Here is a 15,164-nt window from a genome sequence, read left to right as displayed (position 1 = left end):
GGGGGGACCATGCCGCGGGAGCCGGGACAGTCAGGGCCTGCAGGGGCGTTCGGCCCCGCGCGGATCGCCGAAATCGCGCGCGGGACGCAGGGCGAGGAAGTCTGGATCGATGTCATCCAGCAGATGGACCGGGTCTATGGCGAACTGGTCGAAAGCCAGGTCGCGCTGGAGGAAAAGAACGCCGAACTGGAAAGCGCGCAGGAGTTCATCGCCTCGGTGATGAGTGCCATGAGCGATCTGCTCATCGTCTGCGACACCAGGGGCGAGATCGTCCAGGTCAACGCGGCGCTGATGCGGCTGACCGGCCTCAAGCCCGGCGATCTCGTGGGGCGGCGGCTGGCGGATGTGCTCGAGGTTGCGGACCCGGACGGGGCCGAGGAATTCGCCCGCCACCTGCGCGCCAACCGCCCGTTTTCCGATTGCGAGGTGACGATCCGCGCCGCCGATGGCGAAACCGTGCCGCTTTCGGTGAACTGCTCGCCCCGGCATGATCGGCGCAACCGTCCGGCGGGTCTGGTGCTGATCGGGCGGCCGATGGGCGAATTGCAGCGCGCCTATCGGGAGCTGGACAACGCCCTGCGGCAGTTCGAACGTGCGCAGCAGCAGTTGATCGCGTCGGAAAAGATGGCCGCGCTGGGGCGGCTGGTGGCGGGCGTTGCCCATGAGCTCAACAACCCGATCAGCATCATCTATGGCAATATTCATGCCCTGAAAAAATACGGGGAAAGGGTTGCGCGCTACCTGGATGCGGTGGCGGCGGGCCGTCCGCCCGAGGCGCTGGCACAGATGCGCGGGCAGCTGGGCATCGACAGGATCGTCTCGGACATGCCGGCGCTGATCGAAGGCACGCTGGAGGGGGCGGAGCGGGTGTCATCCATCGTGCAGGACCTGCGCCGCTTCTCGGGCAATCAGCGCGAACCGAACGAGGAATTCGCCGTGGCCCAGGCATTGCGCACGGCCGCCAGCTGGGTCGGCCGGGGCGCGACCGACCTGCCGCCGATCACCCTGTCCTGTCCGGACGGGCTGCGCATTGTGACCCGGCGGGGGCATCTGCACCAGATCCTGGTGAACCTCATGCAGAACGCGGTGGATGCGCTGGGGGGGACCGGCCGGGCCCGTATCGATGTTTCTGCCGAGGCCGGCGACGATCGCATTCGCATCCATGTGCGCGACAACGGTCCCGGCATCCGCCCCGATCAGGCCGACCGCATTTTCGAACCCTTCTTCACCACCAAGCCGGTGGGGCAGGGGACGGGGCTGGGGCTCTACCTGTCCTATCGCATGGCCGAGGAGTTGGGCGCCGTGCTGTCCTTTGCCGACGCGCCCGGCGGCGGGGCGCAGTTCACGCTCGACCTGCCCCGCACGCCACCCGAGGCCAGCTCATGAGCGTGCAGTCGTCGAACCGCCGGACGCTTCTGTGGCTGCAGTCGGGGGGGTGCGGCGGCTGCACGCTGTCGCTGATCTGCGCCGAGGCGCCCGATTTCCTCACCGCTTTCGAGGCGGCGGGGATCGAGATCCTCTGGCACCCGGCGCTGAGCGTCGAAACCGGGGGCGAGGTGCGCCGCATCATCGACGACATTCTTGCCGGACGCAGGCGGCTGGACATCCTGTGCCTTGAAGGGTCGGTGATGACCGGGCCGGGCGGCACGGGGCGGTTCCACATGATGTCGGGCACGGGGCGGCCGATGATGGAGATCATCCGCGATCTCGGCCGGCGGGCCCGGCATGTGGTCGCGGTGGGCAGCTGCGCAGCCTTCGGGGGTATCACTGCCACCGGCGACAATGGGGCCGGCGCCGTGGGGCTGGGTTTTGACGGCGATCTGGCGGGCGGGCTGCTGGGCGCGGGCTGGCGCAGCGCGGGCGGTCTGCCGGTGATCAATATCCCCGGATGCCCGGTCCATCCCGACTGGGTGACCGAAACCCTGGCGCATCTGGCCAGCGACGGGATGAGCGCCGACGATCTGGACGATTTCGGCCGGCCCCATGCGATTTCGGGGACGCTGGTTCATCACGGCTGTTCGCGCAACGAGTATTACGAATACAAGGCAAGTGCCGAAAATCTTTGCGAAATCGGCTGCATGATGGAAAATCTGGGCTGCAAGGGCACGCAGGCCGCGGGCGACTGCAACCGGCGGGCCTGGAATGGCGGAGGCTCCTGCATTACCGGCGGCTATCCCTGCATCGCCTGCACCGAGCCGGGCTTCGAGGAACCCGGCCATCCCTTCGTGGAAACCCCCAAGATCGCCGGCATTCCGGTCGGCCTGCCCACCGACATGCCCAAGGCGTGGTTCGTGGCGCTGGCCTCGCTGTCCAAGGCCGCCACCCCCCGGCGCCTGCGCGAAAACGCCACCTCCGACCGGGTGAGGGTCTTCCCCGAGCACAAGGGCCGCAAGCCATGAGCCGCCTTGTGGTGGGGCCGTTCAACCGGGTCGAGGGCGACCTGGAGGTGCGGCTGGACATCTCCGAGGGCCAGGTACAGCGCGCCGAGGTGGTCTCGCCCCTCTATCGCGGGTTCGAGAACATGCTGCGCGGCAAGGATGTGCGCGACGCGCTGGTGATCGCGCCGCGCATCTGCGGCATATGCAGCGTCAGTCAGTCGGTGGCGGCGGCCCGCGCCATTGCCGACGCCCAGGGGCTGACACCGGCACCCAACGGGCAGCTGGTGACGAACATCGTGCATGCGGCCGAGAACCTGGCCGACCACCTGACCCATTTCTACATGTTCTTCATGCCCGATTTCGCCCGCGAAACCTATTCCGGGCGCCCCTGGCATTCCGAAATCGCCGCCCGCTTTGCGGCGATGCGCGGCACCGCGTCGGCAGACATGCTGGGCCCGCGCGCCGAATTCCTGCATGTGGTCGGACTGCTTGCGGGCAAGTGGCCGCACACCCTGACCCTTCAGCCCGGTGGCGCCGCCCGGGTCGCCGCCGCTCATGAGATCCGTCACCTTCTGGGCATTCTGGCGGGCTTTTGCCGGTTTCTCGAGCGGCACCTGTTCGGCGGCCCCCTGGAAGAATTCGCCGCGCTGGCTGATGCCGAATCACTTCTGGAATGGGCCGCGGCGCGCCCGCGCGCCGATCTGTCCCTGTTCCTGCGGGCCAGCCGCGATACGGGGCTGAACCGGGTCGGGCGCGGCAATGACAGGTATCTCGGCTTCGGCGCCTATCCCGTTGACGGGAAATTCACTTTTCCCGACGGGCTGCGCAACGGGACCCGCCCGCGTCCGCTGGACTGTGCCCGCATTGCCGAGGATTCCAGCCATGCCTGGCTGGACGACGACGCCCCCCCGCGCCACCCTCTGGACGGGCGCACCCGGCCCGATGGGGAAATGCGCGACGGCTATTCCTGGTGCAAGGCGCCGCGCCTCGACGGGGCTCCGGCCGAGGTGGGTGCGCTGGCGCGCCAGGTGGTGGCCGGGCATCCGCTGGCCCTTGATCTGGTGCGCGAGGGCGGCAATGCCGAGGCCCGCATCCTGGCGCGGATGATCGAGATCGCCCTGATCCTGCCCGAGATGGGCCGCTGGCTGCAGATGATCCGTCCGCCCGACCCGTTCATCGCCCATGGGCAGACGCCTGATCGGGCCTCCGGCGCCGGGCTGACCGAGGCCGCCCGGGGTGCGCTGGGCCACTGGCTGCGGGTCGAGGGCGGGCGCATTGCCAACTACCAGATCATCGCTCCGACCACCTGGAATTTTTCCCCGCGCGACAGCTCGGGCACGCCGGGGCCTCTGGAGCAGGCGCTGGTCGGGCTGCCCGCCACGCCGGCCGAGGACGCGCCGGTGATGGTGCAGCATGTGGTGCGCTCGTTCGATCCCTGCATGGTCTGCACGGTTCATTGACGGGGCATCGATGGGCAAGGCGGCGCCGGGCGGTGGAGCATCAGGGGGCAAGGCGGCGGGCCGGAGGGGCGGCGGCTGGCAGATCCGCGTGCGCGGGCTGGTGCAGGGGGTCGGGTTCCGGCCCATGGTCTGGCGGCTGGGGCAGGCGGCGGGGCTCAGCGGAGAGGTTCTGAACGATGCCGAAGGCGTGCTGATCCGCCTGGCCGGGCCGCGGCAACGGGCGCAGGAGCTGGCCGAGGCGATCCGGAGCGCGGCGCCTCCGCTGGCGCGGATCGACGCGGTGGAAATCACCCCTTGCGACCCGCCGCCGCGCGGCGCGGGCTTTGCCATCGTGCAGAGCGCAGGCGGCACGCGCCGCGCTGCCGTCACTCCCGATGCCGCCACCTGTCCAGACTGCCGGGCCGAGATTGCCGACCCCGCCGATCGCCGCTTTGGCTATGCCTTCACCAACTGCACCAATTGCGGCCCGCGCCTGAGCATCACCCGCGCCATTCCCTATGACCGGGCGAACACCTCGATGGCCGCCTTCCGCATGTGCCCGCCCTGTCGGGCGGAATATGAAAACCCCGCCGACCGCCGCTTTCACGCCCAGCCCAATGCCTGCCCCGATTGCGGCCCGCGCCTGTGGCTGGTGGATGCCGAGGGCAGGGCACTGCCGGGCGATCCCCTGGCCGGGGCGGCCCGCGTCCTGCAACGGGGCGGGATCGTGGCGATCAAGGGGGTGGGGGGCTGGCAGCTGGCGGTGGATGCGACCGAGGCCCGGGCGGTGGCGACCCTGCGCCGGCGCAAGCGCCGTCCGCACAAGCCGCTGGCACTGATGGCGGCGGATATCGAGGCGATCCGGCGCTACTGCCAGCTGTCCGAAGCCGAAGCGCGCGAGCTGCGCAGCCCCGCAGCGCCGATCGTCCTGCTGCGCCGGCGTGAGGATGGCGGCGACGGCCTGCCCGAATCCATCGCTCCGGGGATGAACCGGCTGGGCTTCATGCTGCCCAACACGCCTTTGCACCACCTGCTGATGGCGCGGCTGGAGGGGCCGGTGGTGCTGACCTCGGGCAATGCCACCGCCGAGCCCCAGATCACCGGGGACGACGCGGCGCTGGCGCGGCTTTCCGCCATTGCCGATGCCTTTCTCGGCCATGACCGCGAGGTGGTGCACCGGGTCGATGACAGCGTGGTGCAGTTCGGCGCGGGCGGGCGCCAGGTGCTGCGCCATGCCCGCGGTCTGGCCCCGGCGCCGCTCGCCCTTCATCCCGGTTTTGCAGGGCTGCCGCCGGTTCTGGCCATGGGCGGAGATCTGAAGAACGCCTTTTGCCTGCTGGCGCGCGGGCAGGCGGTGCTGTCGCCGCATGTTGGGGACATGTCCACCCCGCGGGCGCGGCGCGACCTGTCGCGGCGAATCGACTTCCTGCGCGAGTTGCTCGGCGCGGCGCCCGCGCGCGTGGCGGTGGATGCCCATCCCGGCTACTACCCGTCGCAGCTGGGGCGCGAGATTGCCGGGCGCGAAGGCGCGGCGGTGGCGCAGGTCCAGCATCACCATGCCCATGTGGCCGCGGTCATGGCCGGGGCCGGGCTGGCGCCGGATGCGGCCCCGGTTCTTGGGGTGGTGTTGGACGGGCTGGGTTGGGGTTCGGATGGCACGATCTGGGGCGGCGAGTTCCTGCGCGCCGATTTCCGCGACTTCCGCCGGCTTGCCCGTTTCGCCCCCGTGCCCATGCCCGGCGGCGATGCCGCCAGCCGCCAGCCCTGGCGCAACCTGCTGGCGCATCTGCACGCGGCCTTCGGGGGCGAGTGGCTTGAGGATGTTCTTGCGCGTCATGACCACCTGCCATCCTTCGCGGCATTGCGGAAAAAGCCCTGGGCCATGCTGGCGGCGATGATCGAGAAGGGCGTGAACGCGCCGCCGGCCTCTTCGGCCGGGCGGCTGTTCGATGCGGTGGCGGCGGCGCTGGGGCTGTGCTTCGACGAGCAGAGCTTTGAGGGGCAGGCGGCGATGTTGCTTCAGGCCCGGGCCGAACGGGGGCCGACCGATGCCGCAGCCTGGCCGGTGACCGGCGGAGCGGTTCTGAACTGGGCGCCGATGTGGAAGGCGTTGCTGGCCGATCTTGCCGACGGGCGCCCGGCCGAGCTGATTGCCGCGCGCTTTCACCACACGCTGGCCCGGGCGGTGGCCGACACCGCGGCCATGCTGCTGGCGCGCGAAGGGCTGGAGCGCGTGGTGCTGAGCGGGGGCGTGTTCCAGAACGCCCTTCTTGCCGGTCTGGTGCAAGAGGCATTGGCGCGCCGGGACATCCCGGTTCTGGCGGCGCCCGGGGTGCCGCTCAACGATGGCGGGTTGGCGCTGGGTCAGGCGGCGATCGCGGCGGCGGGCGGCGGCGTTCCGACCGGTTGACGCAGGGGTCCGCTCGGGGCTTCAGGCCGCCTCGAGCGCGGCGATGATCGGGGAAAAATCCGCGGCCTTCAGGCTTGCGCCGCCCACCAGCGCGCCGTCCACATCCGGCACAGCGAAGATCGCGGCCGCGTTGCCGGGCTTGACCGAGCCGCCATAAAGCAGCCGCACCGAGCGGCCCACCCCGGCGCCGAAGCGCCGCTCGAGCCGGGCGCGGATGAAGCCGTGCACCTCTCCGATCTGGTCGGTCGTGGGCATGCGACCGGTACCGATGGCCCAGATCGGTTCATAGGCGATGACCAGGTTTTCGCCGGTGGCCATGTCGGGCACCGAACCCGAAAGCTGGCCGCCGATGATGTCGAGCGTGTTGGCGGCCTCGCGTTCGGCCAGGCTTTCTCCCACGCAGATCACCGCGATCAGCCCCGATTCCATGGCGCGGCGGGCCTTTGCGCGCACGTCCTCGTCGCGTTCGCCATGATCGGCGCGGCGTTCGGAATGGCCCAGGATCACGTGGCTTGCCCCGGCATCCCTGAGCATTTCGGCGCTGATGTCGCCAGTATGGGCGCCCGAGGCCTCGGCATGGCAATCCTGCCCGCCGATGGCGACGGCCGAGCCCCCGGCAAGCTCAGCCGCGCGGTGGATCAGCGTGGCCGGCGGGCAGACGAGGATGTCGGCCGCAGGCGCGGGATGGGCGGCAATCAGCGCCTCGATCTCGGTCAACGCCGCCGCCGTGCCGTTCATCTTCCAGTTGCCCGCCGCCAGTTTCCGTCGCATCGCTTCCCTCCTGCTGTCGCGCCGACAGGTAGCATTCGTGCGCGGGGCGGGCAAATGCTGCCGGTTGTCGCGGCCGGTCGGTCAGTCCCGGTCAGCTCTTGGCAAGATCCTCGGGCATGTCGTTGAACTTGATGGATTCTCCGCAGCCGCAGGCCTCGGCCACATTGGGGTTGTTGAAGCGGAAACCCGATTCGAGCAGCGACACCTCGTAGTCGATCTCGGTGCCGAAAAGGAACATCTGCGCCATCGGGGCGATCATCACCCGGGCGCCGTCCTGTTCGACCACCTCGTCATTGGGATCGGGCTCGTCCACATAGTCCATGGTGTATTCCATGCCTGCGCAGCCGCCCTTCTTCACCCCGATGCGCAGCCCGGCATGGCCGCCCTGCTGCATCAGCCTTGCGATCTGCGCGGCCGCGCGCGGGGTGAGCGTGACCGGCGGCTTTCCGGGAATTCCGAACATGGGATGACCTCCTGTAACCTACATGAAACCCAGTTCGAGCCGGGCGGCATCCGACATCATCTCCATGCCCCAGGGCGGCTCCCAGGTCAGGGAAACATCGACCGAGCGCACGCCGGGCACGGCCGCGACCGCGTCCTGGACCCAGCCGGGCATGTCGCCGGCCACCGGGCAGCCCGGCGCGGTCAGGGTCATGATGATGCGTACGTCGTTGTCGTCGCTGATCTCGATCGTGTAGATCAGCCCGAGTTCGAAGATGTTGACCGGGATTTCCGGGTCATAGACGGTCCGGCAGGCTTCCGCCACCGCCTCGTAAAGCGGGTGGCCGGTGGTCGAGGGCGCAATCAGCGGCGCGCCTTCCAGCGGTTCTGGAGCTTTCGTCATCGGAGCCTCGGTTACGTTTCCTGAGCGATTATATAGGGAATAATGGATGTGAGGTCCAGTGCCCCGGCGGCGGAAAGAGGGGCTGCGCCATTTCGCCCCTTACTCTTGCCGCAAATACTCCGGGGGTGAGGCCCGCAGGGCCGAGGGGGCAGAGCCCCCTATTCTTCGTTGATGTCGCGTTCGATGATCTTCACCTGACCCTCGGGGCGGGCGAACACGCGCCGCAGGACCAGCCAGGCGACCAGCGACAGGCCGGCAAAAACCAGCAGCAGAAGCGGCAGCGAGCCGGTTCCGACAAGCCCGCTCAGCAGCCCCAGCGCCACGATCGCCGCCCCGGCCGCGAAGCCGAGGAAGATGAAGCCCGGCATCACCACCTCGGCGATGGCCAGCCCCAGCGCCGCCGCCATCCACACCCACCAAAGCGCCCAGAGCGGCGCGCTCATCGTCCTTCTCCCCGGAACATGCGGAAGGCATCGGCGAAGGCCTCGAGCGCCTGGGCGGGCAGGATGACGGTCTTGTTGCCCTCGCCCTTGCCCAGCGCGTCAAGCGCCTCGACCTGCTTGAGCGCGACCTGGTAGCGGGCGGCCTCGATTCCGTGTTCGCGGATGGCGCGGGCGACCACCTCGGTGGCGTAGGCCTCGGCCTCGGCCTGGATGCGGCGGGCCTTGGCGGTCTGCTCGGCGGCGTAGAGCTCGGCATCGGCGGCCAGCTCGACGGCGCGCTTCTGACCTTCGGCCTCGGTCACCTGGGCGCGGCGGGCGCGTTCGGCGTTGAGCTGCTGGAGCATCGCGTCGCGGGTGGCCTGGTCGAGGTTGACGTCGAGGATCTCGGCGCGGGTGACCTCGATCCCCCAGTCGTTCACCGCATCTTCGACCGCCGCCTTGATGGCATCGATCAGCCCGGCGCGGTTGGCCTGCACCTCGTCGAGGTCCATCTTGCCGATCTCGGCGCGCACGATACCGGCGACGGTGGTGGCGATGGCGGCGTCCACGTCGCGGATGCGATAGACGGTCTTTTCCGGCTCAAGGATGCGGTAGAACACGCTGGTGTCCACCTGCAGCAGCACGTTGTCGCGGGTGATCGCGTCCTGGCTGGCGGTGGGAAGCTGGCGTTCGAGAATCGACACCTTGTGGGCCACGCGGTCGAGAAAGGGCACGATGAAGTTGATCCCCGGCCCCAGCACCGCGCGCAGCCGGCCGAAGCGTTCGACCACGTATTTCTGCGACTGGGGCACGATGCGGATGCCCTTGAAGATGACGACGATCAGGAGCAGTGCACCGAGAAGGTAGATGACATTTGCCGACAGCATGTCGGCGGCCTGGGGGTCCATGGGTCTCTCCGTTGCGTATCGGCTGCGATGTCCGGCCCGGCGGGCGGAGTGCGACGAGTATGAGGGCAAGGCGAGGGCGGGGCAAGGCGCGCCCGGGGCGAGGGGCGCTGCCCCTCGCGCTCCCCGGAGTATTTGCGGCAAGAGGAAGGGGGCGGCTCTTGCAAAAGGGGAGCATCTGGGGCACAGCGCGGCGGGGGCGGGCGGATGCGGTGGACAGACCGGGAAGGCGGTGAAATGAGCGGGGAATTTTCCTTCGAGATTCTGGGTGTTGACGGCAGGGCGCGCCGGGGGGTGATCCGCACGCCCCGCGGCGAGATCCGCACGCCGGCCTTCATGCCCGTGGGCACGGCGGCCACGGTCAAGGCGATGCTGCCCGAAAGCGTGCGCGCCACCGGGGCCGACATCATCCTGGGCAACACCTATCATCTGATGCTGCGCCCCGGCGTCGAGCGCATCGCCCGCCTTGGCGGTCTGCACCGCTTCATGAACTGGGATCGCCCGATCCTGACCGATTCGGGCGGCTTCCAGGTGATGAGCCTGGCCGAGCTGCGCAGGCTGAGCGAACGCGGCGTGACCTTTCGCAGCCATATAGACGGCTCGCGCCACGAGCTGACGCCGGAACGCTCGATGGAGATCCAGCGCCTGCTGGGCTCCGACATCGTGATGGCCTTCGACGAATGCCCCGCGCTGCCCGCCCCGCGCGAGCGGATTGCCGAATCGATGCGCCTGTCGATGCGCTGGGCGGAACGCTCGCGCGCGGCCTTCGGCGATCGCCCCGGCCACGCGCTGTTCGGCATCCAGCAGGGCGGGCTGGAGCGCGATCTGCGCGAGGAATCGGCCGAGGCGCTGAAGCGGATCGGTTTCGACGGCTACGCCATTGGCGGGCTGGCGGTGGGCGAGGGGCAGCAGGCCATGTTCGCCACGCTCGATTTCGCCGTCCCCATGCTGCCCGAGGACCGGCCGCGCTATCTGATGGGGGTGGGCAAGCCCGAGGACATCGTCGGCGCGGTGGCGCGCGGCATCGACATGATGGATTGCGTGCTGCCGACGCGCTCGGGGCGCACGGGCCAGGTCTTTACCCGCCGCGGCGTGGTCAACATCAAGAATGCCCGCCATGCCGACGACCCCCGCCCGCTGGACGAGGAATGCAGCTGTCCGGCCTGTGCCCGCTACAGCCGGGCCTATCTGCACCATGTCTTCCGCGCCGGCGAGATCATCAGCGCCATGCTTCTGACATGGCATAACCTGCATTACTACCAGCAGCTGATGGAACAGATGCGCGCGGCCATCGCCGCCGGCCGCTTTGCCGCCTTCGAGGCGGACTTCCGGGCCTTGCGCGAAAGGGGCGACATCGAACCGCTCTGACGCGCCCGGGAGGTGGCGGTGCCGGCGTGCAACTGGGAAGGGGGGCGGGAAAACGACTCATTGCAACCCCCGCCCGCGCGGGTCATTGTGCGCGGTGCCGCACCGTCGGCCAGCCGTTGAAAGCAAGCGGTTCAGGTCCTATCTCAGGGTACCGAGAACCGGAGACGGACAAGCGTTGCCTGTGACAGGGACGGTTCCGTCTTGCCAAGACAAGGAAAGAGCATGCAAGAAGCCCTCAATTCCTCCTATCCTGTACTTCCGCTGCGCGACATCGTGGTCTTCCCCCACATGATCGTGCCGTTGTTCGTCGGACGCGACAAGTCCGTCCGAGCGCTGGAAGAGGTGATGGCGGACGACAAGCAGATCCTGCTGTCGAGCCAGATCGACCCCTCGGTGGACGATCCTGATGCGGACGGGATCTATCGCACCGGCGTTCTGGCCAATGTGCTGCAGCTGCTGAAGCTGCCCGACGGCACCGTGAAGGTGCTGGTCGAGGGGCAGACCCGCGTGCGCATCGTCGAGTTTCTCGACAATGACGATTTCTTCGAGGCGCGCGCCGAACGGATGAGCGAGATTCCGGGCGACGAGACGACCACGACGGCGCTGCTGCGCACGGTGGCCGAGGAATTCGCCCGCTATGCCAAGGTGCGCAAGAACATCCCCGAAGAGGCGCTTGCCGCGGTGAGCGATTCGACCGATCCGGCCAAGCTGGCCGATCTGGTGGCCGGTCATCTGGGTATCGACGTGGCCAAGAAGCAGGATCTTCTGGAGACGCTCTCGATCAGCGAGCGGCTGGAGAAGGTCTATGGCCTGATGCAGGGTGAGATGAGTGTCCTGCAGGTCGAGAAGAAGATCAAGACCCGGGTCAAGAGCCAGATGGAGAAGACCCAGCGCGAATACTATCTGAACGAGCAGATGAAGGCCATTCAGAAGGAGCTGGGCGAAGGCGACGATGGCGCCGGCGAGATTGCCGAGCTGGAAGAGAAGATCAAGAACACCAGGCTGAGCAAGGAGGCGCGCGAGAAGGCCGAGGCCGAGCTGAAGAAGCTCAAGTCCATGAGCCCGATGAGCGCCGAGGCCACGGTGGTGCGCAACTATCTCGACTGGCTGCTGGCGCTCCCGTGGGGGGTGAAGTCGCGGGTCAAGAAGGACCTTGGGCGCGCCCAGAAGATCCTCGACGAGGATCACTACGGGCTGGAGAAGGTCAAGGAACGGATCATCGAATACCTGGCCGTGCAGCAGCGGTCGAAGAAGATGAAAGGCCCGATCATGTGCCTGGTCGGCCCGCCGGGCGTGGGCAAGACCAGCCTCGGCAAGTCCGTGGCGCGGGCGACGGGTCGCGAGTTCATCCGCATCTCGCTTGGCGGGGTGCGCGACGAAAGCGAGATCCGCGGTCACCGGCGCACCTATATCGGCTCGATGCCCGGCAAGATCATCCAGGCGCTGAAGAAGGCGAAGACCACCAACCCGCTGATCCTGCTCGACGAGATCGACAAGATGGGCCAGGATTTCCGCGGCGATCCGGCCTCGGCCATGCTGGAGGTGCTCGACCCCGAGCAGAACTCGACCTTCACCGACCACTATCTGGAGGTGGAGTATGACCTCTCGAACGTGATGTTCCTGACCACGGCCAACAGCTACAACATGCCGGGGCCGCTGCTGGACCGGATGGAGATCATTCCTCTGGCCGGCTACACCGAGGACGAGAAACGCGAGATCGCCAAGCGCCACCTGATTCCCAAGCAGGTGAAGAACCACGGCCTGAAGAAGGGCGAATTCGCGGTCACCGACGAGGCGCTGACCGACATCATCCGCTATTACACCCGCGAGGCGGGGGTGCGGAACCTCGAGCGCGAGATCGCCAAGCTGTGCCGCAAGGTGCTGACGAAGATCGTGCGCGGCGAGGCCGAGCGCATGACAATCACGCCTGAAAACCTGGGCGATTTCTTGGGCGTGCGCAAATACCGCTATGGTCTGGCCGAGGAAGAGGATCAGATCGGCGTGGTCACCGGGCTTGCCTATACTTCCGTGGGGGGCGAGTTGCTGAGCATCGAGGCGCTGCGCCTGCCCGGCAAGGGCCGGATGAAGACCACCGGCAAGCTGGGCGACGTGATGAAGGAATCGATCGAGGCGGCGGCATCCTATGTGCGCTCGATCGGGCCGCAGATCGGCATCAAGCCGCCGCAGTTCGAGAAGTGGGACATCCACGTTCACGTCCCCGAAGGCGCCACGCCCAAGGATGGCCCCTCGGCCGGGCTGGCGATGGTCACTTCCATCGTGTCGGTGCTGACGCAGATCCCGGTGCGCAAGGACATCGCCATGACCGGCGAGGTCACGTTGCGCGGAAATGCGCTGGGCATCGGCGGGCTGAAGGAGAAGCTGCTGGCCGCGCTGCGCGGTGGCATCAAGACGGTGATCATCCCGCAGGAAAACGAAAAGGACCTGCCCGAGATCCCCGACAACGTGAAGGAAGGGCTGGAAATCATCCCTGTCAGCCACGTGTCCGAGGTTCTGAAACTGGCGCTGGTGCGTCAGCCCGAGCCGATCGAATGGGACGAGGCCGCCGAAGAGGCTGCTGCCGCGCAGGCGGCCAAGGCGGCGGAAGAGGCGGCGGCCAGCCGCGCCCACTGACCGCGGCCACCGACCTGTCCGGAAGGCCCCCTTCGGGGGGGCCTTTCGCTTTTGCGGACAGCAAACAGGCTCCACCAGATCTGGAATTTGATTCTGGTCGCCGTCCAGATATGGACGAAATTCTGGATTTTCGGGTCTGGCGGGGATAAAAGAACGCGACCGCCACAGCAGGGATGGGGAACGACATGGCGACGAGCAGAAAGAAAACCACCACCGCATCGCGCAGGAGCACGACCACGCGCCGGCGCACAACCACCGGCCGGGGCAGCAGCGTGGCCAAGGCCCCGCTGCCCAAGGTGGTCAAGCTGTCCGCCGCCACCCATGCCGAGGACATGCTGCGCAAGAAGGAACTGATCGAGCGGGTGGTCGCGCGCTCGGGCGTGAAGAAACGCGACGCCCGGCCGGCGGTCGAGGCGGCTCTTGCCCTGCTGGGCGAGGCCCTGGCCGAGGGCCGGGACGTCAACCTGCCGCCGCTGGGAAAGCTGCGCGTTCACCGGACGGAAGAGAAGGAAAACGCGCGTATCATCGTGTGCAAGCTGCGGCGGAACCTGGATGCGAAAACAGCCGTGAAAGACCCTCTTGCAGAGACCGCGGACTAGCTGTAATAGGCGGCCTTGCGGGTGATTAGCTCAGTGGTAGAGCGCTTCGTTCACATCGAAGATGTCGGGAGTTCGAATCTCTCATCACCCACCATCCCCTTCCGTTCAGGGCAAGTTGGCGGCCTCGCGTTCCGGACGGGTTTCGGAAGGTCGGGGGGATGACGGAAAAGCGGTTGATCCTTCACGTGGGGACCCACAAGACCGGGACATCTTCGTTCCAGATGGCGCTGCGGCGCAATGCCGGAGCCCTGCGGGAAAGAGGCATCAGACCGATCCCTGCCCCTCGATTCGAGAATGGAGAGCGGGTCCGGGGCAAGCGTTTCAACAATTCGTTCATTGCGCATCTTCTCATTCGCCCCGAACTTCGCACCGGCGCGCGGTACAGGGGCATCTATCCCGAATGGACCGGACCCCAGCGGCAGCGCCGGCTGATGCGGCTGGCCGAACGCCTTGCCGGGATGGAGGAGGATACGCTGATCGTTTCCGCCGAAGGGTTGTGCTTTCTGCGTACCGAGGCGGAACGGAAACGGCTGTCGGAATTTCTCGGGCAGGTCGGGCGCCGGGTGGAAAGCTTCGTGGTGTTCCGCAACGATGCGGCGTGGCGGGAAAGCTGGCTTGCGCAACTGTCTGATCACGAAGATCTTCTGGACAAGGTCCGGGCCGAGCCCGAGGACCGCACCATTCTTGGCGACTGGTATTTCGACAAGGAGGCGATCCGGCAGTTCTGGTCGCCATTCAACCTTGCCGAACTGCGTTACGAGGACCACCCGAACATCATACCGGCCTTGCTGGAGCGCATGGGGATAGGGCAGGAGGGCCTGGACCTAGACCTGCGCCGGAATGTTCGCTCGGGCTGAGACCGGTTCAGGTGGTCTCGTTCAGGGCGTCGATTACCGCGCATTCGGGAACGTCCTCGCCGGAACAGCGGGACACGGTTTCCGAAAGCACCCGTTCGATACGCTGGAGGTCGGCGATCTTGGCGCGAACCGAATCGATATGGCGCGAGGCGATGCTCTGAACCTCGGCGCAGGTCTGTATCCCGCCATCGACCAGCGCCAGAAGGTCGCGGATTTCTTCGAGCGAAAACCCCAGATCCCGTGCCCGCATCACGAACCGCAGCCGCGCCACGTGGCTGTCGTCATAGCGGCGGTAGTTGTTCCGGTCGCGTGGCGGGTCCGGCATGATTCCGACATTTTCGTAATAGCGGATGGTCTCCATGTTGCAGCCCGTCATCCGCGCCAGATCGGCACGCCGGATCGCGCGGTGGCTGTGATGTGGAGTCATGAAAAATCCCCTTGAGCCTGTATTCACTACAGAGGTTAGGTTCCCTTCAGGACAGGCGCAAGGGGTGAGTCGCCGCTTGCAGGCTCCGGGCGGCCGGGCGCGCGCCACGCATG

The 15,164-nt window shown here is 67.5% G+C and carries 14 protein-coding genes and 1 tRNA gene; 9 read left to right on the top strand and 6 right to left on the bottom strand.

Annotation, left to right across the window (positions count from 1 at the left end; translation table 11 throughout):
- The first annotated feature begins 9 nt into the window (after positions 1–9).
- From ACZ5CM_RS09095 to hypF, 4 genes are read left to right on the top strand one after another with little or no spacing between them, the layout of a single operon-like run.
- Entirely contained in the window at positions 10–1,386 is a 1,377-nt protein-coding gene (locus ACZ5CM_RS09095; protein WP_464637836.1) for a PAS domain-containing sensor histidine kinase, read from the top strand.
- Positions 1,383–2,399, top strand: a complete 1,017-nt coding sequence (locus ACZ5CM_RS09090) for an NADH-quinone oxidoreductase subunit B family protein (protein ID WP_464637834.1) — start codon at positions 1,383–1,385, stop codon at positions 2,397–2,399. The genes ACZ5CM_RS09095 and ACZ5CM_RS09090 overlap by 4 nt, the downstream gene beginning before the upstream one ends.
- Positions 2,396–3,838, top strand: a complete 1,443-nt coding sequence (locus ACZ5CM_RS09085; RefSeq protein WP_464637832.1) for a nickel-dependent hydrogenase large subunit — start codon at positions 2,396–2,398, stop codon at positions 3,836–3,838. Before ACZ5CM_RS09090 ends, ACZ5CM_RS09085 begins: the two co-directional genes overlap by 4 nt.
- A gap of 10 nt (positions 3,839–3,848) precedes the next feature.
- Positions 3,849–6,227: a carbamoyltransferase HypF gene (gene hypF, locus ACZ5CM_RS09080; RefSeq protein WP_464637830.1), complete on the top strand. Its 2,379-nt coding sequence runs from the start codon at positions 3,849–3,851 to the stop codon at positions 6,225–6,227.
- A gap of 21 nt (positions 6,228–6,248) precedes the next feature.
- Here hypF and tpiA read toward each other — a convergent pair whose 3' ends face one another.
- The 5 genes from tpiA to ACZ5CM_RS09055 all read right to left on the bottom strand — a co-directional run bounded on the left by tpiA (position 6,249) and on the right by ACZ5CM_RS09055 (position 9,172).
- Positions 6,249–6,998, bottom strand: a complete 750-nt coding sequence (tpiA, locus tag ACZ5CM_RS09075; protein ID WP_464637828.1) for a triose-phosphate isomerase — start codon at positions 6,996–6,998, stop codon at positions 6,249–6,251.
- Between the two features lie 91 nt (positions 6,999–7,089).
- Positions 7,090–7,461, bottom strand: coding sequence for a HesB/IscA family protein (locus tag ACZ5CM_RS09070; RefSeq protein ID WP_464637826.1), 372 nt, complete (start codon positions 7,459–7,461; stop codon positions 7,090–7,092).
- 18 nt (positions 7,462–7,479) lie between these two features.
- Entirely contained in the window at positions 7,480–7,842 is a 363-nt protein-coding gene (locus ACZ5CM_RS09065) for an SUF system Fe-S cluster assembly protein (protein WP_464637824.1), read from the bottom strand.
- A gap of 158 nt (positions 7,843–8,000) precedes the next feature.
- Entirely contained in the window at positions 8,001–8,285 is a 285-nt protein-coding gene (locus ACZ5CM_RS09060; RefSeq protein WP_464637822.1) for an NfeD family protein, read from the bottom strand.
- The gene (locus tag ACZ5CM_RS09055) at positions 8,282–9,172 is read right to left on the bottom strand and encodes an SPFH domain-containing protein (RefSeq protein ID WP_464637820.1); all 891 of its coding nucleotides are present in this window, start codon (positions 9,170–9,172) and stop codon (positions 8,282–8,284) included. The genes ACZ5CM_RS09060 and ACZ5CM_RS09055 overlap by 4 nt, the downstream gene beginning before the upstream one ends.
- A 234-nt stretch (positions 9,173–9,406) precedes the next feature.
- On the opposite strand from ACZ5CM_RS09055, the gene tgt reads away from it, so the two are divergent.
- From tgt to ACZ5CM_RS09030, 5 genes are all read left to right on the top strand, one after another.
- Complete coding sequence (tgt, locus tag ACZ5CM_RS09050; protein ID WP_464637818.1) at positions 9,407–10,537, top strand: tRNA guanosine(34) transglycosylase Tgt; 1,131 nt, start codon at positions 9,407–9,409, stop codon at positions 10,535–10,537.
- 222 nt (positions 10,538–10,759) lie between these two features.
- Positions 10,760–13,168, top strand: a complete 2,409-nt coding sequence (gene lon, locus ACZ5CM_RS09045) for an endopeptidase La (protein WP_464637816.1) — start codon at positions 10,760–10,762, stop codon at positions 13,166–13,168.
- Between the two features lie 185 nt (positions 13,169–13,353).
- Positions 13,354–13,767 carry an HU family DNA-binding protein gene (locus ACZ5CM_RS09040; protein ID WP_464637814.1) on the top strand — a complete coding sequence of 138 codons (414 nt, stop codon included), beginning with the start codon at positions 13,354–13,356 and terminating at the stop codon, positions 13,765–13,767.
- 19 nt (positions 13,768–13,786) lie between these two features.
- Positions 13,787–13,861 (top strand) — tRNA-Val (locus tag ACZ5CM_RS09035).
- 64 nt (positions 13,862–13,925) lie between these two features.
- Positions 13,926–14,624: a hypothetical protein gene (locus ACZ5CM_RS09030; RefSeq protein WP_464637812.1), complete on the top strand. Its 699-nt coding sequence runs from the start codon at positions 13,926–13,928 to the stop codon at positions 14,622–14,624.
- A gap of 7 nt (positions 14,625–14,631) precedes the next feature.
- Here the strand turns inward: ACZ5CM_RS09030 and ACZ5CM_RS09025 are convergent, their stop codons facing one another.
- Positions 14,632–15,051 carry a MerR family transcriptional regulator gene (locus tag ACZ5CM_RS09025; RefSeq protein ID WP_464637810.1) on the bottom strand — a complete coding sequence of 140 codons (420 nt, stop codon included), beginning with the start codon at positions 15,049–15,051 and terminating at the stop codon, positions 14,632–14,634.
- Positions 15,052–15,164 lie beyond the last annotated feature (113 nt).

This window comes from Piezobacter thermophilus (assembly GCF_055386745.1).
Note: the sequence above shows the minus strand (reverse complement) of the source record. Positions and strands in the feature narration are given on the sequence as shown.

Bases quoted from the DNA above. Each gene is read 5' to 3' on its own strand.
- ACZ5CM_RS09095 (WP_464637836.1), top strand. From the start codon at position 10: ATGCCGCGGGAGCCGGGACAGTCAGGGCCTGCAGGGGCGTTCGGCCCC.
- ACZ5CM_RS09090 (WP_464637834.1), top strand. From the start codon at position 1,383: ATGAGCGTGCAGTCGTCGAACCGCCGGACGCTTCTGTGGCTGCAGTCG.
- ACZ5CM_RS09085 (WP_464637832.1), top strand. From the start codon at position 2,396: ATGAGCCGCCTTGTGGTGGGGCCGTTCAACCGGGTCGAGGGCGACCTG.
- hypF (WP_464637830.1), top strand. From the start codon at position 3,849: ATGGGCAAGGCGGCGCCGGGCGGTGGAGCATCAGGGGGCAAGGCGGCG.
- tpiA (WP_464637828.1), bottom strand. From the start codon at position 6,998: ATGCGACGGAAACTGGCGGCGGGCAACTGGAAGATGAACGGCACGGCG.
- ACZ5CM_RS09070 (WP_464637826.1), bottom strand. From the start codon at position 7,461: ATGTTCGGAATTCCCGGAAAGCCGCCGGTCACGCTCACCCCGCGCGCG.
- ACZ5CM_RS09065 (WP_464637824.1), bottom strand. From the start codon at position 7,842: ATGACGAAAGCTCCAGAACCGCTGGAAGGCGCGCCGCTGATTGCGCCC.
- ACZ5CM_RS09060 (WP_464637822.1), bottom strand. From the start codon at position 8,285: ATGAGCGCGCCGCTCTGGGCGCTTTGGTGGGTGTGGATGGCGGCGGCG.
- ACZ5CM_RS09055 (WP_464637820.1), bottom strand. From the start codon at position 9,172: ATGGACCCCCAGGCCGCCGACATGCTGTCGGCAAATGTCATCTACCTT.
- tgt (WP_464637818.1), top strand. From the start codon at position 9,407: ATGAGCGGGGAATTTTCCTTCGAGATTCTGGGTGTTGACGGCAGGGCG.
- lon (WP_464637816.1), top strand. From the start codon at position 10,760: ATGCAAGAAGCCCTCAATTCCTCCTATCCTGTACTTCCGCTGCGCGAC.
- ACZ5CM_RS09040 (WP_464637814.1), top strand. From the start codon at position 13,354: ATGGCGACGAGCAGAAAGAAAACCACCACCGCATCGCGCAGGAGCACG.
- ACZ5CM_RS09030 (WP_464637812.1), top strand. From the start codon at position 13,926: ATGACGGAAAAGCGGTTGATCCTTCACGTGGGGACCCACAAGACCGGG.
- ACZ5CM_RS09025 (WP_464637810.1), bottom strand. From the start codon at position 15,051: ATGACTCCACATCACAGCCACCGCGCGATCCGGCGTGCCGATCTGGCG.